At 44.1% G+C, this 26417-nt stretch carries 23 protein-coding genes; 19 read left to right on the top strand and 4 right to left on the bottom strand.

Going from position 1 to position 26417, the window contains the following annotated elements:
• Positions 1-52 precede the first annotated feature (52 nt).
• The 13 genes from NST25_RS16750 to NST25_RS16690 all read left to right on the top strand — a co-directional run bounded on the left by NST25_RS16750 (position 53) and on the right by NST25_RS16690 (position 15657).
• Positions 53-2308 (top strand): DNA topoisomerase 3, encoded by a 2256-nt coding sequence (locus tag NST25_RS16750; RefSeq protein WP_339187284.1) that lies wholly within the window; start codon positions 53-55, stop codon positions 2306-2308.
• Between the two features lie 510 nt (positions 2309-2818).
• On the top strand, positions 2819-3307 hold the full coding sequence (locus tag NST25_RS16745) for a YfbM family protein (protein ID WP_076130031.1): 489 nt from the start codon (positions 2819-2821) through the stop codon (positions 3305-3307).
• A 158-nt stretch (positions 3308-3465) separates the two neighbouring features.
• Entirely contained in the window at positions 3466-3921 is a 456-nt protein-coding gene (locus NST25_RS16740; RefSeq protein WP_339187281.1) for a DinB family protein, read from the top strand.
• Between the two features lie 525 nt (positions 3922-4446).
• Positions 4447-5439 (top strand): helix-turn-helix transcriptional regulator, encoded by a 993-nt coding sequence (locus tag NST25_RS16735; protein ID WP_339187279.1) that lies wholly within the window; start codon positions 4447-4449, stop codon positions 5437-5439.
• A gap of 499 nt (positions 5440-5938) precedes the next feature.
• Positions 5939-6805, top strand: a complete 867-nt coding sequence (locus NST25_RS16730) for a GNAT family N-acetyltransferase (protein WP_339187277.1) — start codon at positions 5939-5941, stop codon at positions 6803-6805.
• Positions 6806-7005: 200 nt separating this feature from the next.
• Positions 7006-7566, top strand: coding sequence for a MarR family transcriptional regulator (locus NST25_RS16725; RefSeq protein WP_076279322.1), 561 nt, complete (start codon positions 7006-7008; stop codon positions 7564-7566).
• A gap of 116 nt (positions 7567-7682) precedes the next feature.
• A complete protein-coding gene (locus tag NST25_RS16720; RefSeq protein ID WP_179089435.1) occupies positions 7683-8186 on the top strand; it encodes a hypothetical protein in 504 nt (167 codons plus the stop codon).
• 2 nt (positions 8187-8188) lie between these two features.
• On the top strand, positions 8189-9055 hold the full coding sequence (locus tag NST25_RS16715) for an SDR family oxidoreductase (protein ID WP_339187274.1): 867 nt from the start codon (positions 8189-8191) through the stop codon (positions 9053-9055).
• Between the two features lie 549 nt (positions 9056-9604).
• On the top strand, positions 9605-11746 hold the full coding sequence (locus NST25_RS16710) for a peptide ABC transporter substrate-binding protein (RefSeq protein WP_076302598.1): 2142 nt from the start codon (positions 9605-9607) through the stop codon (positions 11744-11746).
• A 75-nt stretch (positions 11747-11821) separates the two neighbouring features.
• On the top strand, positions 11822-12784 hold the full coding sequence (locus NST25_RS16705; RefSeq protein ID WP_036687660.1) for an ABC transporter permease: 963 nt from the start codon (positions 11822-11824) through the stop codon (positions 12782-12784).
• Between the two features lie 36 nt (positions 12785-12820).
• Positions 12821-13723, top strand: a complete 903-nt coding sequence (locus tag NST25_RS16700) for an ABC transporter permease (protein ID WP_081387748.1) — start codon at positions 12821-12823, stop codon at positions 13721-13723.
• 1 nt (position 13724) lies between these two features.
• Entirely contained in the window at positions 13725-14711 is a 987-nt protein-coding gene (locus NST25_RS16695; RefSeq protein WP_036687658.1) for an ABC transporter ATP-binding protein, read from the top strand.
• A complete protein-coding gene (locus NST25_RS16690; protein WP_340391856.1) occupies positions 14701-15657 on the top strand; it encodes an ABC transporter ATP-binding protein in 957 nt (318 codons plus the stop codon). Before NST25_RS16695 ends, NST25_RS16690 begins: the two co-directional genes overlap by 11 nt.
• A 142-nt stretch (positions 15658-15799) precedes the next feature.
• Here the strand turns inward: NST25_RS16690 and NST25_RS16685 are convergent, their stop codons facing one another.
• From NST25_RS16685 to NST25_RS16675, 3 genes are all read right to left on the bottom strand, one after another.
• The gene (locus NST25_RS16685; RefSeq protein WP_076279324.1) at positions 15800-16507 is read right to left on the bottom strand and encodes a DsbA family protein; all 708 of its coding nucleotides are present in this window, start codon (positions 16505-16507) and stop codon (positions 15800-15802) included.
• A gap of 108 nt (positions 16508-16615) precedes the next feature.
• Positions 16616-17362 (bottom strand): HAD hydrolase-like protein, encoded by a 747-nt coding sequence (locus tag NST25_RS16680; protein ID WP_076098782.1) that lies wholly within the window; start codon positions 17360-17362, stop codon positions 16616-16618.
• 36 nt (positions 17363-17398) lie between these two features.
• Positions 17399-18316, bottom strand: a complete 918-nt coding sequence (locus NST25_RS16675; protein ID WP_036687649.1) for a helix-turn-helix domain-containing protein — start codon at positions 18314-18316, stop codon at positions 17399-17401.
• Positions 18317-18476: 160 nt separating this feature from the next.
• Here NST25_RS16675 and NST25_RS16670 point away from each other — a divergent pair, with 160 nt between their 5' ends.
• From NST25_RS16670 to NST25_RS16645, 6 genes are all read left to right on the top strand, one after another.
• Positions 18477-19631: an MFS transporter gene (locus NST25_RS16670; RefSeq protein ID WP_076130060.1), complete on the top strand. Its 1155-nt coding sequence runs from the start codon at positions 18477-18479 to the stop codon at positions 19629-19631.
• Between the two features lie 90 nt (positions 19632-19721).
• Positions 19722-20447 carry an ATP-binding cassette domain-containing protein gene (locus NST25_RS16665; protein WP_036687647.1) on the top strand — a complete coding sequence of 242 codons (726 nt, stop codon included), beginning with the start codon at positions 19722-19724 and terminating at the stop codon, positions 20445-20447.
• Between the two features lie 34 nt (positions 20448-20481).
• Positions 20482-21762, top strand: coding sequence for a hypothetical protein (locus tag NST25_RS16660; protein ID WP_248548717.1), 1281 nt, complete (start codon positions 20482-20484; stop codon positions 21760-21762).
• Positions 21755-22453, top strand: a complete 699-nt coding sequence (locus NST25_RS16655; protein ID WP_036687642.1) for a response regulator transcription factor — start codon at positions 21755-21757, stop codon at positions 22451-22453. Before NST25_RS16660 ends, NST25_RS16655 begins: the two co-directional genes overlap by 8 nt.
• On the top strand, positions 22450-23916 hold the full coding sequence (locus NST25_RS16650) for a HAMP domain-containing sensor histidine kinase (RefSeq protein WP_175618929.1): 1467 nt from the start codon (positions 22450-22452) through the stop codon (positions 23914-23916). The genes NST25_RS16655 and NST25_RS16650 overlap by 4 nt, the downstream gene beginning before the upstream one ends.
• 6 nt (positions 23917-23922) lie before the next feature.
• On the top strand, positions 23923-24981 hold the full coding sequence (locus NST25_RS16645) for a GNAT family N-acetyltransferase (protein ID WP_339187261.1): 1059 nt from the start codon (positions 23923-23925) through the stop codon (positions 24979-24981).
• A gap of 100 nt (positions 24982-25081) precedes the next feature.
• Here the strand turns inward: NST25_RS16645 and NST25_RS16640 are convergent, their stop codons facing one another.
• On the bottom strand, positions 25082-26305 hold the full coding sequence (locus tag NST25_RS16640) for a glucose-1-phosphate adenylyltransferase (protein ID WP_076130041.1): 1224 nt from the start codon (positions 26303-26305) through the stop codon (positions 25082-25084).
• Positions 26306-26417: the final 112 nt, after the last annotated feature.

The following is a 26417-nucleotide window of genomic DNA, read 5'->3' as shown; positions in this document are numbered from 1 at the left end:
AGTACTGGACCTGTTTTGGACTTAAGAACGAGAAGGTAAGGAGCGAATGTTTTTGAAGACACTTATTATTGCGGAGAAACCGGACATGGGGCGGAATATCGCCGCCGCAATAGAACCAAAGGCTAAAAATTACCGTTCCTATCTTGAAGGGGAGCAGTACATTATTACATGGGCAATAGGGCATCTAATCGGATTGGCTGAGCCGGATGCATATGATGTAAAATACAAAAAATGGAATATTAATGATCTTCCCATTATTCCGGACCAATTCAAGCTGGTTCCTAATGCGCGGACCATTGATCAGCTGAAGGTAATCGGAGAGCTGGCTAAACGAAGCGATCTGCTGGTAAATTCTTGTGACGCCGGGCGAGAAGGCCAGCATATATTTTCGCTCATTCAGCGGCATTTGAAGCTTGAACATCCTGTGAAACGGCTGTGGATTTCCGATTTGACACCAGAGACAATCCGCAAAGGCTTTCAAGAGCTAAAGGATGGGGCGGAGTACGAGAATCTAACTAAAGCGGCAAAAGCGCGCAGTGAAGCCGATTGGTTAATCGGTATGAACGGATCACGTGCATTTACTACGAAACATAATGTTCTGCTGTCTGTGGGGAGAGTTCAGACCCCAGTACTTGCACTTATTTATGATCGCCAGAAGACGATTGAGGCGTTCTCATCCCTTAAGTTTTTTGAGGTGGAGGGCCATTTTACACAAAATGAAATGACTTATAAAGGTATGTGGCAGGGTGACCGCCTCACTGATGGTGAGAAGGCGGAGGCGCTGGCTGCCAAGGTCAAAGGAAAACCGGGACGTATTGAATCTTATGAGGTTAAGGAAACGAAAGAGTACCCGAATAAACTGTATGATTTAACGCTGTTGCAGCGGGAGGCGAATGGGAAGTACGCTTTTTCCGCTAAAAAAACACTCGATATCGCACAAGCCTTATATGAAAAGCATAAGGTGATATCCTATCCGCGGACGAATTCTAACTATGTTACAGAACAAAATATTCCGGAGATGCATAAGACTTTATCTGCGCTCCAAGGGACGGCTTATGATGAATGGGTGAAGGGTGCGAATCGTAATCTCGTTCATAAAGGAAACAAATTTATCTGCAATCCCTCCAAGGTAGAGGATCACCATGCGATTTTGCCTACATATCGGAAAGCAACAGGGCTTAGTGCGGATGAGGGAAAGCTGTATGATTTGATTGTGCGGCGCTTTTTGTCACAGTTCTATCCGGCTGCGGAATATAAAGTGCATACGGTTATGACTGATGTAGAGGACGAAAAGTTCAAAACTACTGTTAAGGAATTATTAAGTCTCGGTTGGAAGGTCATTTACGCGGACCAGAAAAAAGATAAAGCGAAGTCGTCCAAGGGAAAAAACAAGGATGATGAGGAAGACGAAGAGATTGAAGTGAATGAACCGTTCGCAATCGCTCCGGCAGATGAGGTGATCTGTAGTGACGCAATCGTTAAAGAGAAAGATACACAGCCGCCAAAACACTATACGGAAGGCACGCTGCTTAGAGCGATGGAAAGTGCCGGAAAGCAGATTGAAGACGAAGAGCTTCGGGATGCTATGAAGGATTCAGGGCTGGGTACTCCCGCCACCCGTGCTGCAACCATTGAACGGCTTAAGAATGTCGGATACATTGAAATGCAAGGCAAAAAAATCGCCATCACGCAAAAAGGACGAACGGCTATTGAACTGATACGTGGAGCGGGCATCGAGCTGTTGACTTCACCTGAAATGACCGGCCAGTGGGAACGTCGCTTGAACGAAATATCAAGAGGAACGGCGTCGGACGGACAATTTATGGAGAATGTAAAAAGATTTGCCTGCATGATCGTGGACAAGGTTCGTGTGCAGTCTCGGGCGTCCAAAACTTCTTTTGAAGGGGAAACTCCTTCTGTGAACACAGGGGCTAAAGGTCGGAGTGGTGGAGGTACATCTCGTAAAACCAGCGATAAACCTGCCGCGCCAAGAAAACGTAAACCAGCTAACGAAGAAGAATCAGCAAATTCAGGTCCGAAAATTATCGGAAACTGCCCGCGTCCTGGCTGTGGCGGGATGATTTTTATGGGTAAAAAAGGCTACGGCTGCTCTCATTACAAAGAAGGCTGCAAGTTCGTGATCTGGAAAGAGAACCACGGGCGTACCCTTACAGATACACAAGTAAAGGCATTGATTGAAAAGGGCCGTACGGGTAAGCTGAAGCTTGCGAGCGAAGATGGCACCCCGCTGGAAGGGAAACTTGTGCTTAATAATATGGATACGGGTCAATTAACAGTGGAGTCATAGTCTAACTGGAAGTTTGTATGGATCATGGGTGATTACATCACATTTGCATGTACGAAGCCGCTAGCGGACACAGATGACCCTAAACGCGGGAATACGTCCTTTTTGGACTGCTATCGGACCGCATAGTCGTTATTTGCATGAAAAGGGCTATATATGCACCGCTTGCGAGAGAATAGCAGCGCTGGAGTCCGCAAACTTGCTCCAAGGGCTATAAATTCGCCAATAGCGTCAGCTGGGTCCGTAGTCAAGACTATTAGTCGGACTCGCCGTATATGGGATATGGTTTCGGTGACAGCTGTGGGAGACTATATATTTTACACATAAAATTCATTAGTTAAAGAGTGTAGGACATACCTATCTTAAACGGGATGTAGTAACTTGTGCGCACAAGATATTATGATTACGTAGGGGGCTGATCTTCACTCTTTTTCTATCCTGCGGGATAAATCCAGAGGTTACATTATGATAGGGCAGTATAGTCACTACTAGAATGGAAGGAAGGATGACAACATGGGAATGCGTGGATATTACTTTGCTATGGATGACAACCTAGTGCAACAAATTGTTACAGGCGACATTGCATTGAATAGCTTGAAAATAGACGATTATCCCGGACTGGACATTGATAGATCCTGGGAGGCGATTCACTACTTGCTTTGTGGAGTTATTTCCGATGGAGATGCCCCTCTTAGTTATGTTGTTCCGCTGACATCAGACAAAGGCATCGATTTTGGCTCATTCGGGGCGTTTTCCTTACGTGCCAAGCAAGTTGCAGAAGCTCATCAGGTTATTTCTGAGCTGGATGAAGCGCAGCTCCGCTTGCGGTATGATTTCCCGGCCATGGTTAAGGAAGAAGTATATCCTCTTGAACCTGATATTGTTTCAGACGAGGATAAGGATGCGTTCTTTGCCTACCTGCTACAGCATTTTAACGAAATCCGGCGTTTCTACAGCCAAACTGTAGCCGAGGGCAAAGGTCTCATCTTTTATATTTTCTGATTCTAACCAAAAGACGACACACGTCTCCTGATTCCATTGAGCGCGATAAAAAATAGAACCTTTGACTGATGAAGATTATGATGATTTGTGAAATAAATGACCAATTACGGGAAACGGTAGGTTCAATTAATCAATGAGACGAAGAGGGGGAAACGAAAATGAAGACGATCAAGTGTATGATGGACCACCTGTACTGGGCGGACGCACAAATCTTAGAAGCGCTCGAGGAGAGTGAGATGAAGAACAAGGACCTTCTGAAGCTGGTTCGGCATGTTGCGGTTGCGGAACGAGTCTGGCTGTCCCGATTGCAGGGCAAGGGTAGTGCGCAATATTCGTTGTGGGAGGAAGCGGAGGACCTGACGGCGATCCGAACGATGTTCGAAGAAAACGCCGAGAAATATCGTGTGTATATCGAAGGGCTCGAGGAATCTGATTTGGACGTGATGGTCGATTATGCGAACCAGAACGGAGTCCCGTTCCAAACGTCCGTCCGGGATATCTTGTCGCAGGTCATTTTACATGGGCAATATCACCGGGGACAGATCAACCGGGCACTTCGGATGGAATTGGCAGAACCTGTCCAAGTCGATTACATCACGTTCGCCAGACTCTAACAGGGCCTAATCATCACCATTACCCGGAATGAGATGGGCATTGAACTCCTCCGAAATGATTTAGTTTACTCATGCAGGCTCATGAATTCGTAGGATTTAACCCTTTAGCTAAATGTGAGATAAGAAGGAAATTGAGGAGGCGGTGGCTTGGAACAACTGTAGGGGCATGTCATTTTCACTCCCATGTCTCAACGGGTCCGAGCCCTTTTGTTTAATGCCTCCCGATACTCCATGCTTCTTGTCCATCCTGCGAATGCATGACACGCTTAAGCTGCTTGCGGAAATAACTTTGACAGAACGATAGGGTTATACACCGACCACTAAATGCAAAGAGGAAATCTGAGATTCAATATGTATTCCTTAACGATACAAACGAAATAGTGGTACCGTTTCATGATGAGATTCCGAAATAGTAGGACCAAAACGTTTGAATTGTCATCTCTTTTCCGCAAGTAGAATCAAGCAATGCAAATTCCATTACTCTACAATGACTATAGAGTGGTTGAAACGAGGTGAACAGACCAATTGTATGAGTGGCACAAGCAAATCCAAATAATCGTTAATGAAATTGACGAGTGTATTAAGAATCGTAACAGTGAAGCAATAACGCTACGATTTCTTTCTCACAAGTTAGGTTATTCCGAATTTCATACTACGAGAAAATTTAAGGAAATATCGGGAATGCAATTTAGGGATTATCTACGGCATAGAAAATTAGCCTTTGCACTAAAAGAGGTTCGGGATAGTGAAAAGAGCATTTTGGATATTGCTTTTGATTATGGTTTTTCATCACATGAAGCTTTTACCAGGGCTTTCAAGGGAACATATGGTGTAACTCCAAGTGATTACCGGAAAAAGCCTATGCCTGTCGCCCTTCGTACAAAAATAAACTCTTTCGACCGCTACTTTTTCGGATTTGGAGAGATTGGTATGATGAAATCTACAGATGATCTTAACATTTATTTTGTAACCATTCCCACTCACAAATTTTTGCACATTAAAAACTATGAGAGTAATGGGTATTGGGATTTTTGGCAAAAGCAAAGTCTTATTACAGGACAGGACTGCGAAACAATTTGCGGCTTACTCGATAGTATCAAGGGCAAATTGGATGACGAGGGCGGGAGTGAATCTAACGGTGGCAGCGGTCAGATTATGGCTTACATTAATGACCCGGATGGCAGACTCTGCGATTGGGGTATTCCACGTACAGAGTGTTTTGGTGTACGTCTTCCTTTTGATTATAAAGGTGAAGTACCTCCACAAATGCTTATGATTGATGTTCTCGAAGCCGAGTATATTGTTTTTGAACATGGGCCATTCAATTATGAGCAGGAAAATCGTAGTGTAGAGGAAAAGATGGAAAGGGCAATGGCAACTTTTAATTTTGCAGACACTGGTTACTGCTTTGATACTTCCGCTGGGAGAATCATTTACGTTTATCACGATCCGGAGCGGTTTTTGAAGTATATCAGGCCAGTAGTGAAGTTGACCTCTAAGCTAATCGAAACAGATTAAGCAGGTAAGTAAAAGGTTGGTGCTATGTGCTGATGAAGAAAATAAGCAGACTGGAGTGTAGTCTCCGCATTCATATCGTCGCATGATTAGTTAGATTATCTGCTTTAGAAGCAATATAAGTTTAAAGGTCCTTATTGTTGTTTGAATTATTGACAGATAGATCTGGAAAAGCCGTTCAGAGAACTGCCGGTTGGTGCGAGGCAGCGGATATCCGAATCCAAAAATCACCTCAGAGCTGTCCCCCGAATTATAGTAGATGGGACCGGGATTCTACCGTTACAAAGAAGCATCGTTGTTGGACGATGGCTTAGAGGACGTTTATTATAAACGTCAATCAGGGTGGTAACGCGGAGCAACTCCGTCCCTAATGGGATGGGGTTTTTTGCGTCTTCATTAATTAATTATTAAATTGGCAGGCGAAAAATCAACAAACTGTAAGAAGAACGATTAGTTCGGAAAATCCGGTAAAACGTTGAGCAGATGAAAGGGGGATATTGCAATGCAATTCAAGTTGTATACGGATGTGTATGAGTTTTACAATGATACCTATGGTATGCTGATGCGTCATGAAGCACAAAATTTGATTCCTCTTGGCAATATCATAATTGGACATGAAGGAAAAGACAAAACAGACTGGCGTGACCCTGTAAATTGGCTTATGGTAACGATTTCGGATGCTAGGGGCATACAACTTACCGCCATAATGACACCGCCACACAATATTACGCTTTATGCAACAGACAACATAATTAACCCAGAAGCTATAAACTGTCTGATAGATGGGCTGAAAGACCGTGAAATTCCAGGTGTGATGACCGAAAAAACCTTGGCAGAGTATTTTGCCAAAGAATATACCTTGCGCAAGGGAACAACCTTTAAAACAATCATGACCCAACGTATATATGAACTTACGGCAGTAAACCCAGACATTCAAAAGGTTGGTATCGTTCGATTATTAGATAAAAAGGATATTCACTTTTTCCCTTACTGGGCTGAAGCATTTTATGCAGCGGGGAGTTATGGTAAAACAGAAATGTCCATCCCGCAAGATGCAGACCCTTACCTCTACCGAATAGCATCGAAAAAACTATATATTTTAGAGGACAACGGGATACCCGTTTCTATGGCAGGATATACAAGGGAGATGCAGACGGCTATTGGCGTAGCATTTGTATATACCCCTCCATATGAGCGCGGAAAGGGTTACGCAACTTCAATTGTGGCGCAAATAAGCCAACTTGCATTGGATAAAGGGTTTACTAGATGCGTCTTATATACCGACTTAGCAAATCCCACATCTAATAGCATTTATCAAAAGATAGGCTATATGCCAATCTGTGATTCGCTTCAGTTAAAATTTGAATAGTAGAATGATGCGGACAGAACTTCTACTACTTTAGAAAATAAGAGCAGAATATTCACTACGGATTGAAGATCTTGAAGGTCGATTGATCAAGCTTTGGGAGAAATATAGAGTTACAACCAAATGCAACTGTTTAACTCCAGGGTTGCCGAGGTATAAAAAAATGAGTTGACATAAAAGTAGTTAGGGACCATACTACATATATGAACAACAATAATAAAAAAATAAACGACATTGAGGCTATTCCCTCGCTTGTACAATCCAAGCGTCAGATTGATCGCTATAACCTAGACATAGACGCACAGGCTATACTCGTCGCGTCTAGGCTAATGGCAGCGGGAGCCATGCTTGGACACGCCTCGGAGATTCATTTCTCTAGATTCGGTTTATCAACAGGGCGTTATCGTTTATTGGCAGATCTTGAAGATAACGAAGGAGAAGAGTTGCCTTCGCAATTAGCGGAGCATCTAGGAGTTACACGTGCTACAGTGACTGGTCTTATCGACATTCTTGAACGAGATGGGCTAGTATCTCGGCGATTAAGCTCAGACGATGGCCGTCAGAAATCAGTTGTTTTAACGGAAGAAGGAGCGAAGAAGCTCCGTGAAATGGCTCCTGAGCATTTCGCTCGGCTGGAAGCTATGGTGGGGTTGCTCAACATCGAAGAACGCAGCGTATTTCTCGACTTGCTAGGTCGAGTTACACAAGGCATTTCAGCACTTACGGGCGAATTAGGCTCGAAACCAAAGGGGAAACATCAGTAATGAGTAGAATTGGGCTAGTGAAGCTAGCCTATTTTTACTCTTATATAGTTAGGCGCCTAATTATAGTTCGCTGAAATCAATCGTTGAACTATTTCAAAGAAGAAGGGAGCAAGTAAATGAACCAGATGAAAAACCCGAATCAGACAGATGATGTTTACAGCATCAAGGCTGTTGGTTCCAAGAAAAAGACTTTTGTACTATGGCGTGAAGTTGTAATGGCCTATGCTGCTCCTGCCATTATGGCAGGTATCGGGGGATTGGTTACTGCAGATAGGGGGCTTCAAATAGCGGCATTGACCACTATTGGCGGTGCATCCGCCTTGATGGCCTTGATGATTGGACTTTTGTTGCATAGTCGAGTGGGCCATTTGCGATGGGTCATCGGTGCACCTCACTTGGTTGTGGTAGGGGTATTCGCAATGGCCGGGTCCTCATTTGGGCTATACGCTGCATGGGTGACATCTGTTGTAGTAGAAATTATGATTCCGAGTAATCACTTGGTCTGGGTAAATCGTGTCTGGATCGATTTCCCGTTGTCTGGATTCATAGCGAGCACGATAGTGACATGGCGGTGGCGACTTGCCGTCACAACTGATTTTTCATCCAAAAGGAGAAGATAAAAATGATAGTTATTATGGGAGCAACAGGTACGATTGGAAGTGCGCTTTTGGAACGTTTGGTTGATCTTGGTGTACCTGTCAGGGCGCTGAGCAGAGAGCCAGAGAAGTTGCGTGATCAAATCGGAGAAAAAAGCCGATCAATTATCGAGGTCGCTTTTGTGGATGCTTCTGACCCTACATCGGTGCGCCGCGCGTTTACAGGTGCTAGCCAGCTCTTCCTTGCCATGTCCAACAGTCCAAGACAAATCGAATTGGAAACCTCAATCATTCAGATTGCCACCGAATCTGGAATCAAACATATCGTAAAAATATCCAGTCCAGCCTTTGAGCATAGCGCTCCAGTGGCAGTGGCGGGCTGGCATCAAGAAATTGAGAACACGTTGAGGGTATCGGGTATCACCCATACCGTATTGCGCCCTTATGCGTTCATGCAAAATTTAATGCGCTTTGCACCAACGATCACAACCCAAAATGTTTTCTTCGGCTCTATGGGCGTTTCACCGTGTAACTTTATTGACTGTCGCGATATTGCAGACGTTGCCGCAGAAGTTCTGACCAACGACAAGGTATCAGGCCATATATATACGCTTACTGGTTCGGAGATTTTCAGTTATCCCCAGATCGCGAGTCGACTATCTGCCCTGCTTAATCGGCCGATAAGTTACATCAACATGGACCCTCAAGTACTACTCCGTAATCTTATTGAGCATGGGAATCTGCCTCTTTGGCTCGCGAACCACGTTGTGGAAATTCAAACCATGTCTAGGATGGTGCCAGAAAGTCCAAATGACACTGTGAAGCGTTTACTCGGCAGAGATCCACGCACACTAGACGCCTTTCTACATGAGTGTGTAGATAATTTCCGGTAGAGGCAGAGTCCACCTATTCTGATATTTGTATCGATAACAGTATTTTATTCCGATTCCCATATCTAAATGGTTCAGAGTGTATCCCAAAGGTCATAAAATGACTGCCGGGATGCACTCTTTTTATTATGTCCTAAGGAACTCAACTCATAGAACTAGTTCTTCTATAGCATTTATATCAGCATTACAAGAAATAAGCTAAAATTCGTCAATAAGTTAGTGTTATTTACGAAATAACACTAAAAAAGCTAATAAAAAATTAACGAAAAATTCATATTATAAGATTAAGTTATATTAATAATAACTAGTTATGCTAACTAACGTAACATTTTTTCTTGACAATCTTTGTGGAAAATTTTAGAATGTAAGCGATTACTCTTAGTTTCCTGAGTGATATTCAAAAGAAGATATTCGTAAGTTCACCAACAAACATCGGAGTTTAAATTTAGGGGGGCAAAGCATGAAAAGGTGAAGGATAACATCATAGATAACAAGATAATAAAATGTTAGTTTTTTTGTTTCAAGACTATGTATGAGGGGGTTCACTTGAGGATGAAAAAAAAGAACGCGTTCTTAGCTCTACTTCTGTCATTTTCTTTGTTATCTGTGACTGCTTGCAGTAATTCCTCTAATAGTGCCAATGAGAACGGTAAAAATGCTGCAGGTAATAGCAATACTTCGGTAAAAGCAACCAGTGATGTGGGTCAAACGGCAGTTAAGAATGAGGGCGCTTCTGATCTTGAAATTAAAGCGGGAAGTTCGGTAACCGTTTTCAATCCAAAGATCCCGACGCTCGATCCTACACAATGGCAAGGACAAATTCTGGTAGGGCAAGGAACTTTGCTCGAAGGGCTTTATGGCTACAATCAGGATAATGAAATCGTTCCGAAAATTGCGACAGGTTATACCGTTTCCGATGACAAAAAAACTTGGACATTTACCCTCCGTAAAGATGCCAAATGGTCAAACGGCGATCCAGTAACCGCCCATGATTTTTATTTTTCTTATATGTATCAATTGGATCCAGCTAACACAACCGCACAACTTTGGCTAAGCGTACTTAATTTTGTGAAGAACGGATATGCATACCATGCCGGATCTGTAAGTAAAGAAGAAGTTGGTCTAAAAGTAGTTGATGATTACACGCTGGAAATTACGACCACGCTGCCTCACGCTATTCTGGGGGATATGGTTCTTTCCGGGTCGATGCCTATGAATCCTAAAGCGGTCGAAGCGAACCCTGGTAAGTGGTTTGAACCGGGGAATTTTGTGAGCAATGGCCCTTACATGGTTAAATCTTTTACACCTAACGGTGAACTCGTCATGGTGAGCAATCCGAATTATGTAGGTGCAGCCGGCCAGCTTAATCACGGCAATGTAGAGACCATCCATGTTCTTCCGGCGACAACCGTGCCGGTGGAGGATTATATGTCCGGCCATGCAGATGTCGTTCTAATCCAAAGCGCGTCTGATTTACAATACGTGAAGAAAACGGAGGAGCTAAAGTCCCAGCTGTATACTGCAGCGACTTATGCGATCAAATATTTGCTCTGGAGCAACCCGACAACGGAATCTCCATATGACAAAAAAGAGGTGCGCCAGGCTATCGCCAAAGCGATCCAGCGTAAACCGATCGTAGAATCGGTGCTGAACGGCATGGGCGGGGCGACCAATATCTTTGCTTCACCAGGTTGGCCAACGGAAAAACTGGAGCAAGGACTTCCGGAAGATCTCGAGGCAGCCAAACAATTATTGAAGGATGCTGGTTATGAAGGCGGTAAAGGTCTGCCAACCCTATCGTTGTATGTTGGGGTCAAGCAAGTAGATGCTCAGGGTGAACAAATCGCTTTGGCGTTAGGTCAATTACTGCAACAAAATCTTGGTATCAAAACAGAGCTAGTTCAGCTCAATGAGGCGCAGTTTAACGCTTATCAGTACAGCGGACCTCAGGGCGATGCAAAACCAGGCTTTATTCTGGCGTCGGGCGCAACCAACTGGAGTGAACCAGGAAGTTTGGACATGGGTGCAACGCAGCAACTATATTCCATAGGAACACTGGATGCCCCGCTAGAAGCTACGAAACAATTCGTGGATTGGACCAAGGAAACTTATTATAAACCGGCCATTGAAAAATATGGGGATCCGGATAATAAGAACGCCGGTGTGGAATGGAGCGAATGGGCAGCATTAGAAAAAGCTGCTAATGAGGATATCGCCTTTTTGGATAAATGGACAGCAGAGCAGCCTGCAGATTGGCAGCCTTATTTGAAACAACCGGGGCTTCCAACGGCCGCTGAACAATGGCAACAGATTGTAGACCTTTGGAAAAATGCTAAAAATAACGATGAAAAACATGCCGCCTTTGTAACCGCTTGGACCTTCGTAGCACCAAACGCGCCAGGTGGCAAGTTGAATCAAAATGCACTTGATGTACAGGTATATTACAACAGTTATCAATCTGATACCTTAAGAGATTTGAGAATGTGGCAAGCGCAATTCGTAAATGCGCTGACCGTCGAAGACGCTGCTCCTATCGCGGCTAAGGTAGTTAATAACCTGCTCGAAGAAGCTTATGCTGTTCCGTTGTATTATCAACAGCAATACTTCTTGGTAAAACCCGGCATTACAGGAGTGCAATCAAATCCTTGGGCATGGGGCAACTTCTATGGGCTACATCTTTTATCTGTAGAATAATCCTAAATGGGTTGAATAATTACCAATCACGGGCGCCAATTATGGTGCCCGTGAATCGGTAAAGGAGGGTCGGATTTGACCATATTGAAATTTATTTCAAAGCGCATTTTACAAATTATTATCACTTTAATCTTGGTCATTTCAGTTAGCTATACCATGATGTATTATTCACCTGGCGGTTTCATGAATACGAATACCATGGCTACGGCACTGGCTCCGCTGCAAGGGCAAAACCCTGTTCTCTATCAACAAGTCATGGACCAGTTTCAAAGCCGGTATGGTTTGAATTTACCGCTGTGGCAACAAATCATGAAGTATATTTGGCATCAATTAACCTTCGATTTCGGTAATTCGATGCAGAATCCGTCTTTGCAAATTGCGACTCAACTGAAGCAGGCTTTGCCGATCAGTACACTTTTGGCCTTTGGATCTGTTGTTCTTTCGGTAATTATCGGGGTTCCGCTTGGCATTATTGCAGCACTCAAACGTAACACTTGGATTGATTATGTGGTAAGCACCATCTCATTGACGGGTCAGGCTATTCCGGCATTTGTTCTCGCGGTGATTATGGTTTTGTTATTTGGTGTTGTGTTTCAAGGGATTCTGCCCGTAACGGGATGGGGTCACTGGAGGCAAGCAATTTTGCCGATTATTTGTTTATCTGCGGCGAATGTCGGTGTTGTTGCCAGATATATGCGGGGCAGTCTGATCGAAACCATGAGGTCGGATTTTATGCGAACCGCAAAAGCTAAGGGTGTCAAATATTGGCCGATGATTTTTAAGCATGGTGTCAAAAACTCGCTGACTGCGATGATAACCGTCATCGGACCACAATTTGCTTTTACCGTGATGGGCACGATCTGGGTGGAGCAAATTTTCGCCATTCCAGCGCTTGGTCAGGTGATGCAGACGGCATTTACCAGTTTCGACTATCCGCTCGCCATCACATCTGTATTTCTGCTGGGATCCATGATTATGATTATGAATTTACTCGTTGACATTATTTATGCCTTTATTGATCCGCGTGTCAGATTATAAGCGGCACAGACTATACGAACCTAGGAGGGGGAGCAATTGGCTGGCACAGTTGCAGCAACTCAATCGGATGTAGCTTTGAAGAGAAAAAAGAATCTTCAGAGATCCCAGTTTTATCAAGGTTGGAAGCGATTTAAAAGACATCGTCTTGCCGTTATTGGTTTGGTCTGGGTTATCCTTTTTTTGATCGCGGGGATCATTGGACCTTGGGTGGCCCCATATGACTATCGCACGGGAGATTTTTTGGCCATCAATCAAGGGCCGACCTGGCAGCATATTTTTGGTACGGATAATGTGGGGCATGACATGTTCAGCCAGATTCTGTTCAGTGTTCGAAGCGCTCTGATTATTGCTTTTGGCGCGACTTTGGTCAGCTTCATTATCGGGATCATATTGGGCTTGTGGGCCGGATTGCGCGGCGGAATCGCCGATATGATTATTATGCGTGCTGTGGATTTTATGATGACCTTGCCGGGATTTTTGTTCGCCTTGATATTAGTCATTATGCTGGGACGTGGGTATTTATCTTTGATTCTAGCAATTGGAATTCCGGGTTGGGCGGGGTATGCACGCTTGATCCGAAGTCTGGTCCTAAGTATGCGGGACGGGGAGATGGTGGAAGCGGCAAGAGCGTTAGGCGCATCTCAGGCGCATATTGCCAGACAGTATATGTTACCGAATGTTATCGGCAGTATGGGTGTCTCTCTCGCCTTCGGGATTCCCGGTGATCTCATCCAGATTGCAGGCTTAAGTATTTTTGGCATGGGGCTTCGGCCGCCAATCCCTTCATTTGGGAGTATGATTGCTCAAGCCAGTGAGAATATTCTCGGCTTTCCATGGCTGCTGTATTTTCCGGCAGGTATCTTTGCAATAACCTTGCTTTCGTTTCTGTTTGTAGCAGACGGTCTCCAGGAAGCATTCAGTCCGAAAGGAGGCAATTAATATGGGTGAACCGCTACTTTCTATTGATGACCTTCATGTGAAGTTCTCCCGCAGTGAAGATGAAGTTTATGCCGTAAACGGCGTCAGTTTTTCGATCAATGAAAATGAATCCTTGGGGATTGTTGGTGAAAGTGGCTCCGGTAAGTCCGTTACATTGATGTCATCAATTGGGCTCATCCGTGAAAATGGAAAAATAACATCGGGGACAGCTCAGTTTAATGGTAAGGACTTACTTAAAATGCGTCCCAAACAATTAGAAGATATTCGTGGACGTGACATCGGCGTTGTTTTTCAAGATCCGATGACCAGCTTGAACCCGATCATGCGTATCGGGGATCAAATAATGGAAGCCATGCTAACACATCAATATGCAAACCGGAAGGAAGCTTTTGACCGCACCATTCAGCTCTTGCATGAAATGGGGATTCCGGATCCTAAATCACGATTTAAAAGTTATCCTCACGAATTTTCCGGTGGTATGCGCCAACGTATCATGATTGCTATTGCTTTGGCATGTGAACCGCAATTATTGATTGCCGATGAGCCAACAACCGCGCTTGATGTCACTGTGCAGATGCAGATTCTTGCACTATTGCAGGAATTGCGCAGAAAACATGGGATGAGCGTAGTGATGGTAACGCATGATTTTGGCCTTGCGACCAACTTTTGTGACAAAATCATCGTGATGTACGGGGGCCAAATCATGGAGAAAGCCACTACGGACAAGTTCATAAGTGAGGCGGCGCATCCCTATTCACTTGGATTGAAACGCTCCATTATCGAAGTGGGCCACAAGGGAAAAGAAATAATGCCTATTCCAAAGACGGCAAAGACACTTACACAGACATTGACCGGCTGCCCATTTGCCGATCGTTGCTTCTATACAACTGAACGGTGTCAGAATGAAGTTCCCAAGCTTCGTGATTTTAGCACCGATCATCAGATCGCCTGCCATCATGCTGAGGAGGTCGCTTCCTATGCCCAATAATCCGCTCTTGCGCGTAGAAAATGTCTCGAAAACTTTTCGGGTACAAGGAAAAAAGCTGCATGCCATCGAGGATGTTTCTTTTACCCTGGAAGCGGGGAAAACACTGGGGCTTGTTGGGGAAAGTGGCTCAGGAAAATCAACCTTAGGGCGAATGGTTCTGCGTCTACTCGAATCTGACAAAGGAAAAATATTTTTTGAGGACGTGGAGCTCTCAAAGGCAAATAAAGAGAAGCTGCGGGCGATGCGCCGGGATATGCAAATTATTTTCCAGGATCCCAAGGCGAGTCTCAGTCCGAGAATGACGGTAGGAGACGCTATTGAAGATGCAATGGCTATCCACAAAATTGGAACTAAAGTAAGCCGGCATGAGCGTGTGATCGAATTACTTGAGCGGGTCGGTTTGCCTTCTGAAGTCCAATACGCTTATCCGCATGAACTGTCAGGTGGACAATTGCAGCGGGTTGGGATTGCCAGAGCGTTGTCACTGAATCCCAAATTGCTCATTTGTGATGAACCGGTGTCCGCATTGGATGTATCTATTCAGGTTCAAGTCATTCAATTACTAAAGGATTTGCAGAAGGAGTTTAACCTGACTTATATCTTTATTTCGCATAATTTGGCAGTAGTGGAGTATTTGAGTGATGATATCGCGGTTCTTTATTTAGGAGAGGTGGTTGAGCAAGCTCCGGCGGATGAATTGTTCAAGAAACCTACGCATCCTTACACGCAGGTCCTGCTAAATTCGATTTTGAAGATTCCGGATAGTGTGGAGCAGAAGCAGCAGATGGTATCGATTCAAGGCGAGGTGCCATCACCGCTTAATCCACCAAGTGGCTGCACTTTTCATCCGCGGTGTTCTTTTGCCTCGGATGTATGTATGGCTGTCAAGCCTGAACGGAAAATCGTGTCAGAAGGCCATAGTGCCGTGTGTCATTTGGTAGAATAAGCAGTGGCTTAATTAAGTAATCAGCAGATGACTTCTGTTTATCACAGAAGTCATCTTTTTTAATTCATACACACAAAAAAGCCCTGTAAGAAGGTCACTTTTTTCAAAGTGAACAGCTTATAGGGCGCAGTTTAAAGACTGATTACTGCTTGTCAATCGCTGCTGCTAACCCTTCATAGGAAGAATCCTGAAGCAGCACTCCGTTCACCATAAATTTAGGAGTACCGTTGACTCCGTAGGAACCAGCGATCTTAAAGTCTTCTTTTACATCGAACATGTAGGTATGATTCTTGAGATCTGTTTCAAATTGGGCGTAATCAATGCCCTCGATGTTATTCTTAACGAATTTTAAAATGAATTTCTGAGTGGCCCAAATTTCGCTCTCATCGCCTTGATTAGCGTACAGCTTATGAAGGTATTCCCAGAACTTCTCGTTGCTTTGCTTGTAGATGGCTTCGCCGGCGCTAGCGGCAAGATAAGAGTCCCGGTCCAAAAATGCAAAGTTCATGAAGAAAAGTTCCACTTTTCCGGTATCTACGTAGTCTTTAATAAAAGTATCCAGATACTTTTCAGTCCACATTTTGCAGGCGGGACATTTGAAATCTGCGAATTCGATAACTTTAACTTTGGCATCAGGACTTCCAAGATGAGGTTGCTTCTCATATTTCAGCCCATCAACAACAATGCTTCCCTTTACGTCGGTGTAGTTGGGTAGATCTGCTGTATCATCAGTCCTATTGCTTAAGATGAAAACAATTACAGCGAGAAGGATTACAACAACGACACCTAATATCATGGGAAGCAAAGGTCTTTTGGTCTGAGATTGTTTAGCTGACACTTTCTTATTCATATCTCACCTCCTAGACAATATAGGAATACTATAAAAATAGTATAATCATCCAGAAGGTAGTGTAGATATGTCATTTGTAACAATGCTACGTAACGTTGTAGCTAGTTATTAGTTTTTGAATTTAGCGGCTGAGCGAATGACAGGGGGCACCTCGTGGATGGACGAAATAGTCATCACGGCTTGCTGCATCTCTTGCTCCAGCTCGATAAGGTTATAGCTCCATTCATTTTGCTGCTTCAGGTAAATACTGTTGATGCCTGCGGTAACTGCGGGAAGTACATCTGTACGTAACGAGTTGCCAATCATCCAGGTACGTTTGCGGTCAAAGCTTTGGGTAGCCAAAATATTTTCAAGCGCCTCAACATTTTTATGCTTCCGAATATAGATACGATCGTCAAAATAAGCATCCAGCTTCATTTGTTCAATTTTACGTTGCTGAATGGTGTCGTCCCCGCCAGTATACAAGAATAAATGGTGACCCTCTTGCTTCAGCGTATCGAGTGTTTCAACCATGCCAGGGTAAGCTTCAATTTCTTGGTCATAGACGCTTAGGCCGAGCTTGTGTAATTGCTGCTCTTGAAAGCGATCTGTCGGACGGTTATATTTGGCGCAGAAATAACGGTAGGTGGCGATTAAGGATTTGGGAAAGTTGTCGCTGGCCAGGCCACTTGTGTTGACGGTATCAACATCAATTTCTATTTGCTTGCTGCGTAATTCACTGGTGCTTGGACCAAATTCATTAAACCAATCAGTCATGAGCTCGAAATATTGCCCTAAAATTAAATCGAAATATTTGTTGCAATGAACCAGCGTATCATCTAGATCGAAAATTACTTGTTGAGTTGTGTATTTCATATCTCTCACTCCTTGGATCTGTATCTGTATAGTGTTCTATAGGTGAATATAAGATTCTAGAAACATTTGAAGCTCAGAAGCGCCGTCTGGACGGATACTGAAGCGCTCGTCTTGTTCCCCGCGAAGATGGATACGGAGTAAACCGGCTACGCGTAGGATCATTAGGTGATGCATAAGCATTTCTCTGGATTGATTTAGATCGGACTGCATCTCCCATAGAGATTTGGGTTCATGGGCGACATACCGAAGCAATCGGAGTCTGGTTGGATCTGACAGCGCCTTGGTCATGCGCAATAGCACCATCGGTGGCTCATTTTCATCTTCCAATGGCACATCTACAGGATACTGTACAATCACCATAGTTTTGTAGAAGCAGTAGGTGTTGATTGGTCGATTATGAACGGTAGGCAATAATACTATAGTCTTAAGATCCCGTATATCCTCGAAAACTACACCACCTGATGCATATTCAATTAAAGAAATAGGGTCCATTTTGCTTTCCAGCATTTTTTTCTCAGAGGCATCTTCAATTAATAACGGTAAAATCTTGTGTTCTACATGACGAAAATATTGCTCATACCAGAGTCTAAGAAGCGGACTATAGCTGCTCTTGATCCGGGAAGCTTCATCTATGGTGAAATCATGAATTAACGGTGCGATCTGCTGATAACACTCTTCTATAGAAGCTGAATCCAGATCATCCAGGAAATGCAGCACTGATGTTGCGGGCCCCCGGCTGTAAACCCAAGCATATAACACATCATAATCTGTAAATGGCCACTCGGCAGCTTGCATGAGAGCTGTTACTTTATGAGGAGTAATGCGATCTTCCACATCACTAACCCAGTGGGGACCGAGGTCTAAATTGGAGATCCATTTTCTGGTTACATATATCATAAAACTGTCCAACAGTTCATAAACCGGCGATACGTCGATTTTTAATTCGTAATCCATGTAACATGCACCCCCAGAAATCCGTAACTTCTACATATTATCTCTTGTTTTGAAGAGGGTTGTCCACTATAATGTTCGGTGTTTGCCAATTGGCGTTAGATCACATCATTGTTTTTATTATAGGGGGATATCATCCGTGTCAGACCGGCTTAAAGTATCTATACGAAGTAATAGCAAAATGACTTTCATGATTCTTATTACCGCTACTATAGCCGCAGGGCTTAGCCAAGGGCTGTTGCTGCCCATTCTATCCATTCTTTTGGAGCAAAAAGGAGTGTCCTCGTCACTGAACGGACTGAATGCTGCTGCACTATACATAGGATCATTTGGGATGACCTTGATTGCTGAACGTGTTCTTGGAGCGGTTGGATTTAAAAAATTGATAGCTGGTGGGATTAGTTTAGTCTTAGTAAGCTTGCTCATGTTTCCCTTTTTTACAGGGATCAAGGTATGGTTTGTATTGCGTCTGCTTGTGGGTGTGGGCGATGCTGCGATTAATTACGGGGCCCAGCTTTGGGTTCTGCTTATGACACCTGCCGAGCATCGCGGACGTAATCTTTCACTATATGGCATGTCCTATGGTCTGGGTTTTAGCTTAGGACCACTTGGGATAAGTCTGCTGCGTTATGGACAGGCCGTGCCTTTTATTGTTCTCGCATTTCTATTTTTGTTAGTCTTAATCCTTGTGACTACAATTCTGCCGGATTCCCGGCCAGATAAAGCGGAGAGTGGTGAAAGCCAGGTTCGCCGTTTCGGTCGTTGTTACAGCTTAGCCTGGTTCGCTTTAATTCCAGCCCTTTTATATGGCTTTATGGAAGCCAGCTTAAATAGCAGCTTTCCGGTATATGGTCTGCGTATCGGTTACAGCACAGATCAAATTGCAGCGTTATTGCCTTTTGCGGGGATTGGAGGACTGCTTCTGCAGTTTCCATTAGGTCTGTGGAGCGACCGGTTTGGCCGCAAGCGGGTACTGATTATTGCCGGGATCGGAGGCGGGATCGCCTTTGCGATGTTGCCGCTGGCAGGTGATCATTTTACGCTGACAATGGTGCTTCTGATGATCGCAGGAGGACTAGTAGGTTCCTTTTTCTCTTTAGGTCTAAGTCTGGCTGCGGATATTTTACCAAGACATCTACTGCCTGCTGCCAATGTGGTTGCTTCTTTCCATTTTAGTATTGGCAGTATTATCGGCCCCGGCATTGGTGGTTTGTTGCTGCAAGTGGGCTTAAGCGGCGGTATTTTCGCCCTGATGGGTGGTTTATATATCGTGTTCGGCTTGCTTGGGTTATTATTCTCGCCACAACCTAGAAATTGAGGTAAGATAAGAACGAGTGCTCGCATGGAAATTGAACTCACATTCAGAGTACACTATAGATTATAGATGAAGACAGGGAGAGGCTGAACTATGATCACAGTTGAACACTTAGCCAAGGCAGTTGGGGAAGACAAAAATCCGGTCCTGCAGGATATAGGATTTCAATTAGAGCCGGGTGAGCTCGTAGCCATACTTGGAGCGAGTGGGAGCGGTAAGACCACTTTATTACGCTGTTTAGCGCTGCGAGAGAAGTGGGACAGAGGGAATTTTAGAGTGGACGGTACGGATATTATGGCGAGTGCCTTTTCCGGAAAAAGAAAAATTCGACGGGAGTGGGCTTACCTGGAGCAGAATGCAGAGCTCAATCCTAACCGCACAGCGCTGAAAAACGTGCTGATCGGCCAGTCCGCACAGACGCCAATGTGGCGTATGGTTACAGGGATGGTTCGTTCAGATGATTATATGGGTGCGATGGATGAATTAGATGCCCTTGGACTTCTAGACAAAGCGAAGATGAAGACTAGCCAGCTAAGCGGTGGAGAACGTCAGCGTGTAGCGATTGCTAGAGCATTAACTCATGGTGCCAAAGTAATTCTAGCGGATGAACCGGTTACGGGTCTGGACCCCAAATCCGCAGAAAGTGTATTGGAAACTTTGCGCAGACTGTGTAAAGAGACGGGTCTTACCGTAGTGACGGTGCTGCCTATTGAACTGGCTGAACGTTTCGCTTCACGTATATGGGTACTAGAAGATGGACGAATTAAGCATGATATAAAGGGACGTAGATTAACGTCTCAGGAACGCGCAAATTTGTAAAGTTTGGACACGGATAAGGAAAAGAGTGATGAGGTTGAGTATAAAAAGTCTTAGGTGCCTGGCAGCTGCAACACTGTCGTTATCCGTACTTTCGGGTTGTACTTTCATCAGTGATCCCGTTTCGAAGATGAAAGCTCCGCAGCTGTCTGCTGACAAAGCAACACTTATGGCTGCTATTAATTCACATATTCCAGCGGGTACGGAGTTGATCCGCCCGGTTAATGATGAGAGCTCAATTTTCACAGAGGATCTCAATAACGATGGAATTATGGAGTCGTTGGTGTTCTATAGAACGCCAAGCGAAGCTGTAGAGATTCACGGGATGATCTTAGAGAAGCAAGGAGATGCCTGGGTCAAAAAGCTTGTTTTTGATGGGGATGGAACTATGCTGGAGTCCGTCGATCTGAAAGATATGACAGGTGACGGGAAGCTGAATATCATTACAGGTTATTCACGCGGGGAAGAAAAAGGCCTCGTCGTGTATAGCTATTCCAGCGGATCATTGGAAGAAGTGCTTTCACTTCCTTACACCAAATATATGCTTGATGATCTTAACAAGGATGGAATTGAAGACATCACCGTTGTTTATTTTAAAAGAAATGAATTTGCAACCATTTCGATCTATCAGTACAATGATGGCTTTAAGGTGCTCGATAAGATTGAGGATATCGATCCGTATTTTTTTAATTATTACAATATTGTCGCAGGAAAGATTGCCAAGGATAAAGAAGGAATCGTATTGGACGCTTCGGTGGATTTCCAATCCGCCTACAGTTTAATTGTTCTTATGGAGCATAACAAGCTGCGTGTGGTTTTGCCAGGTGATACGAGGACTTACAAAGATCGTCTGATTGCAAGCGAAGATATCGATCATGATGGCATTATTGAAGTTGGATTGCTTGAAGCGCCAAAAGGATGGGAGTATTTCGACCCCGCAGATATTCCTTATTTCACCTCCTATTATAAATGGGATGGAAAAGATGGCCTAACCTTTGCAGTCCAGCTATATCGTGATCCATCGGATCGCTTTACTATTAATTTTGATCCAGAGCTGCATGGAAAGGTAAGTATTGATACGAAATCTGTTCTGGATAAAAACCTTAAGTTCATCATGACTGATACCGGAGAGACTTTTGCTGAGGTTTCCTTCTTTTCTCCTTCGGAATGGGATAAGGCTAAGAATGAAGGCTGGGAGCTGCTTGGACGGGATTTAGATAAAGTCATCGGCTACCGTGGTGAGCTAGAACAAAGTACAACTAAAGAAGGAAGCAATAAGATTGCCTCCCCTATTGAAAGGAAGGGAATAGATGAGTAAAGTTCTGATATTGGAAGATGAAGAGTCCATTCGCAGTTTCATAGTCATTAATTTGAAGCGTAATGGTTTCGAAGTGCTGGAGGCTGCTGACGGGAATGAAGCATTGCATAAATTAACCACTATACCTGATATTGATATTGCGTTATTGGATGTTATGGTTCCCGGCATTGATGGATTTGAAGTTTGTAGACGGATTAGGGAGACTAATGAACGCTTGGGAATTATTTTTCTTACCGCCAAGGTTCAGGAGCAGGATAAAGTTTACGCTTTGTCCGTAGGTGCAGATGATCATGTTAGTAAGCCATTTAGCCCAACGGAGCTAATTGCGCGTATTCAATCTTTGCTGCGCCGTGTAAATGTGCATCGTGAACAGTCGGCCAAGGTTTCTTTTCATTCGGGGCCTTTCAGCTTGGATCTTATTACCAAACAATTCAAACGTGATAATGTAGCCATTGAACTGACGCCTACGGAGTTCTCTCTGATTCAATTCTTTCTTGAAAAAGAAAACACTCCACTTAGCCGCGATCTTCTGTTGGATCATGTGTGGGGCAAGGAGTATATGGGTGATCCCAAAATTGTAGATGTAAATATCCGGCGCTTACGCCAGAAGATTGAGAACAATCCTTCGGAGCCGGAATTTTTGCAGACTGTATGGGGGCACGGATATAGATGGAAAGGCCAAGGACAATGATTAAGAAGGGGATGCGCAGACAGATTGTTCTGCACTACATTCTTGTAGTTTTTTTGGCGCTTCTCCTCGTAGAAGTTATCTTCCTGCTGGCCATCAGAACATATTATTATGACAGTGTATACAGCAAGATTAAAAATCACATTTCTGTTTCAGAGTCGTTTTTTCAAAAGAACATGATACCCAGCGATAATAGCATCTATCTGCTACAAGAAGTACTGGAGAGGTTCTCATTGAGCAAGACGGAGCTGGAAATCTTATCGCTAAATGGGGATATCATCACTAGTTCCACTGGCTTTCAGCCGGATCGGACCATTACGACCAGTGATGTACCAGAAGCCGTTGGCGGCAGCGTTGGACGCTGGGTAGGGCGTCAGGCAGGCACGAATGAGAGCGTAATGGCGGTTTCCAAAATGCTGCAGATTCATGGACAGGATAAGTATGTCCTAAGGTATATTACTTCACTAGAAGAAATCAATAATGATTTGCTTAATCTTACCTTATTGTCTACTGCTATTGCTGCAGCTGTTATGGCTGTAGTTGTTGGGTTTAGCTTCGGATTGGCCAATTCGATTGTGAAGCCGCTGAATAATATTACGGCAGTTTCAGCCCAGATGGCCAAGGGGAGATTCAACGTACGGATTAAGGGAGACTATAAATTTGAGATTGGTGATTTGGCTTCAACGCTGAATTATATGGCTCAGGAGATTGTACGCAGTAATCAGATCAAGGATGATTTTATCTCGTCCATTTCTCACGAGCTGCGGACACCTCTTACAAGTATCAAGGGCTGGAGCGAAACCTTGGTTTCCGGCGGGTATGATCCGGAGGAGACAAAACTTGGAGTCAGCATCATCTCCAAAGAAAGTGAACGTCTGATTGGGCTGGTGGAGGAAATTCTCGACTTTTCTAAGCTGCAGCAGAACCAAATGAAGCTGTCGATTGGGGTTGTAGATGTAAAGGTGCTGCTACAAGAGACCATACTGAATGTTTGGGCTAAAGCGGAAAAGAAACGAATTCATCTGTTGCTGGAATGTGAAGATGCGATCTTTGTTAAAGGGGATGCCAATCGGCTAAAACAGGTATTCTTAAACTTGGTAGACAATGCAGTGAAGTTCTCACATGAAGATTCCAGTATTGAACTGTCAGCAAAGAGGCTGTCTGCTACAGAAACAGCGATTATGGTTCGAGACAGCGGGATAGGGATTAGTGAAGCACATATATCCAGAGTGAAGGACCGTTTCTTTCAAGTGGATGCACTTAATGGAGGAACAGGCTTGGGGTTAGCGATTTCACAGCAACTTGTAGAACTTCATAATGGGACACTTGATATGGTAAGTGAGCTTGGAAAAGGAACGGAAGTTACCGTCATCTTGCCTCTTACAGAACCACAGCCGGAAGTTATCACAGAAGAGGTAACTCAAGTGACAGCTACCTTTCCTGAATTAGATGATTGGGAGGCCTAACGTGAGATGGGGGTAACGAAGAATTCGATCCGTATAGTTCGTGGAGAGCCAGATCGGGTTAGCGACATCTTGAGGCTACTGCAAGAAGCGGCAGGATGGATGGAGCGTAACGGGATTAACCAATGGACACCCGGACAATTTAATGAGAGCGATATTGCAGGATATTTCGCTGACAGACATGTTTATTTAGCCCTTGACGATGGGGCTGTAGTTGGCATGTTCACGTTGCAATTCAGTGATCCACAGTACTGGGGCAGTAAAAATGATGAGTCCTACGCTTATTTGCACCGATTGGCTGTGAAAGACTCCCACCGCGGCCGAGGACTTGGACAGCAAATGCTTAAATATGCAGCAGTTCTAGCCAAAGATCTAGGCTGTAATAGTCTTAGGTTTGACACTGTGGCACATAACATTAAGCTTAATCGTTATTATCAGAGCATGGGTTTTCACTACATGGGCACTAACGATATGGGAAATGGTCGTTTAGTGAACTTATATGAACATTTTGAGGAAGGTGCTGAGTCAGACCGTCTGATCCTAAGGTTTATATCGGAATCTGATTTTGAACACTTAAAGCGCTGGAGTGTTTCTCCAGAGTATCTGAAGCAGTGGGCAGGACCTTCGTTAACTTATCCCTTAGATGATGAGCAGCTTGTTAAATACTTAAAGGATGCTAATCATCCAGGCTTATCCGATCGCCTTATCTTCTGTGCAATTCAAGAAGCTACGCAGCAGGTAGTGGGCCATATTAGCTTTTCAGTCATTGACCGGGTTAATCGTTCTGCACGTATCGGCAGGGTAGTAGTAGATCCTGAGTTTCAAGGTAAAGGCATTGGCAAACGTATGATGCAAGAAATGCTTCGAATCGGATTTGAAGGTCTGGACCTGCATCGTCTGTCTCTGGGTGCTTTCGATTTCAATACGGCTGCCCTGAAAGCTTATGAAGCTGTTGGCTTTAAGCGGGAGGGTGTTCAACGTGAGTCTGCTTTATTCGGTGAGCAATATGTAGATTGTGTGGAAATGAGCATATTAGATAGAGAATGGACGGCTAGCCGTAATTCATAAAATCACTAATTCTTTACAACCGAAGGGGCTGTTGCTCTGGTCATGATCGACCAGGACAACAGCCCCTTTTTATATAAAGTATTTTTCTATATAATGGTTGTTATGAAGGAAGAACTTCACGCAAACGTCCTGTCTTCTCATACACATCCTGAAACAGACGGGAAGGTTGGTTTCGGACCGCCGGCTTGGCAGCCACAGTCTCATGTGGTCCAACGACAACGATATTATTTATGCTTCCCTTGATGACTGCTCCATCCTTAATGATTGCCCCTTCACCAATAATGGCATTCTCAATCAGCACTCCACGGCCAATGCGAACTCCAGGCATAATAACACTTTGTTTGATCTGGCTCATCTTACCGATTTCTACCCCATTAAAGACTACAGAACGTTGTAGACTACCTTCTTGGGAGCAGGATTCATTCACGAGAGAGTCCGTTGCTGGGTTCTGTACACGTGGTTTATGAACTGCAAGCTTAGTCCGGCGAACCCGACTATACATAGGCCAATGAGTCTTGTCTAACTTCATGCCATTGTCTTTTTGCAGAAGGTCCATATGTGCTTCCCAGAGACTGCCGACTGTACCTACATCTCTCCAGTAACCCTTGAAACGGTAAGCGAATAAATCATCGTTCTGATCCAGCATGGTAGGAATTACGTCTTTGCCAAAGTCATGACTGGAATTAGGATTAGCTGCATCCCGCAACAAGTGTTCCTTCAGATAAGCCCACTCGAACAGGTAGATACCCATTGAAGCAAGATTACTTTTTGGTACTTTAGGTTTTTCCGCAAATTCGGAAATTTTCAGATCATCGTTTACGTTCATTACTCCAAAACGACTAGCCTCATCCCAAGGAACCTCCATTACGGAGATGGTTGCTTTTGCTCCTTTTTCAATATGATAATTCAGCATCTTACGGTAATTCATATGGTAAATATGGTCACCGGATAGAATGAGCACATGTTCTGGGTTGCGGCTATCAATAAAGTCAATGTTTTTATAAATCGCATCAGCAGTCCCTGTATAACTGTCTCTGCCCTCAACACCTGAAGGAAGCAGTGTGACACCTTTATCCTTTTGACTAACTAAGCCCCAAGGCTCACCTTCACCGATATGATTATGCAAAGAGTCAGCTTCGTATTGTGTTAGAACACCTACTGTATCAATGTTCGAATTTACACAGTTACTTAGCGGGAAATCAATAATTTTATACTGTCCACCGAAAGGGACTGCAGGCTTAGCCATACTGGAAGTCAAGGGAGCCAATCTGCGGCCTTCCCCTCCTGCCAATAACATGGCGATACAATCTTTTTTGTTGTTCATTTGTTATCCCTCCCATTATTTTGTCAATGCTTGTAATATAAACTTACGACAAGCGCTTGAAACGACATAGGTGAAATATATTGCTTTGTAAACAGAAAAATTACAATTAATA

The organism is Paenibacillus sp. FSL E2-0190 (assembly GCF_037992965.1).
GTDB lineage: Bacteria > Bacillota > Bacilli > Paenibacillales > Paenibacillaceae > Paenibacillus_AQ > Paenibacillus_AQ odorifer.
This window is presented reverse-complemented; position numbering and strand designations above follow the sequence as displayed.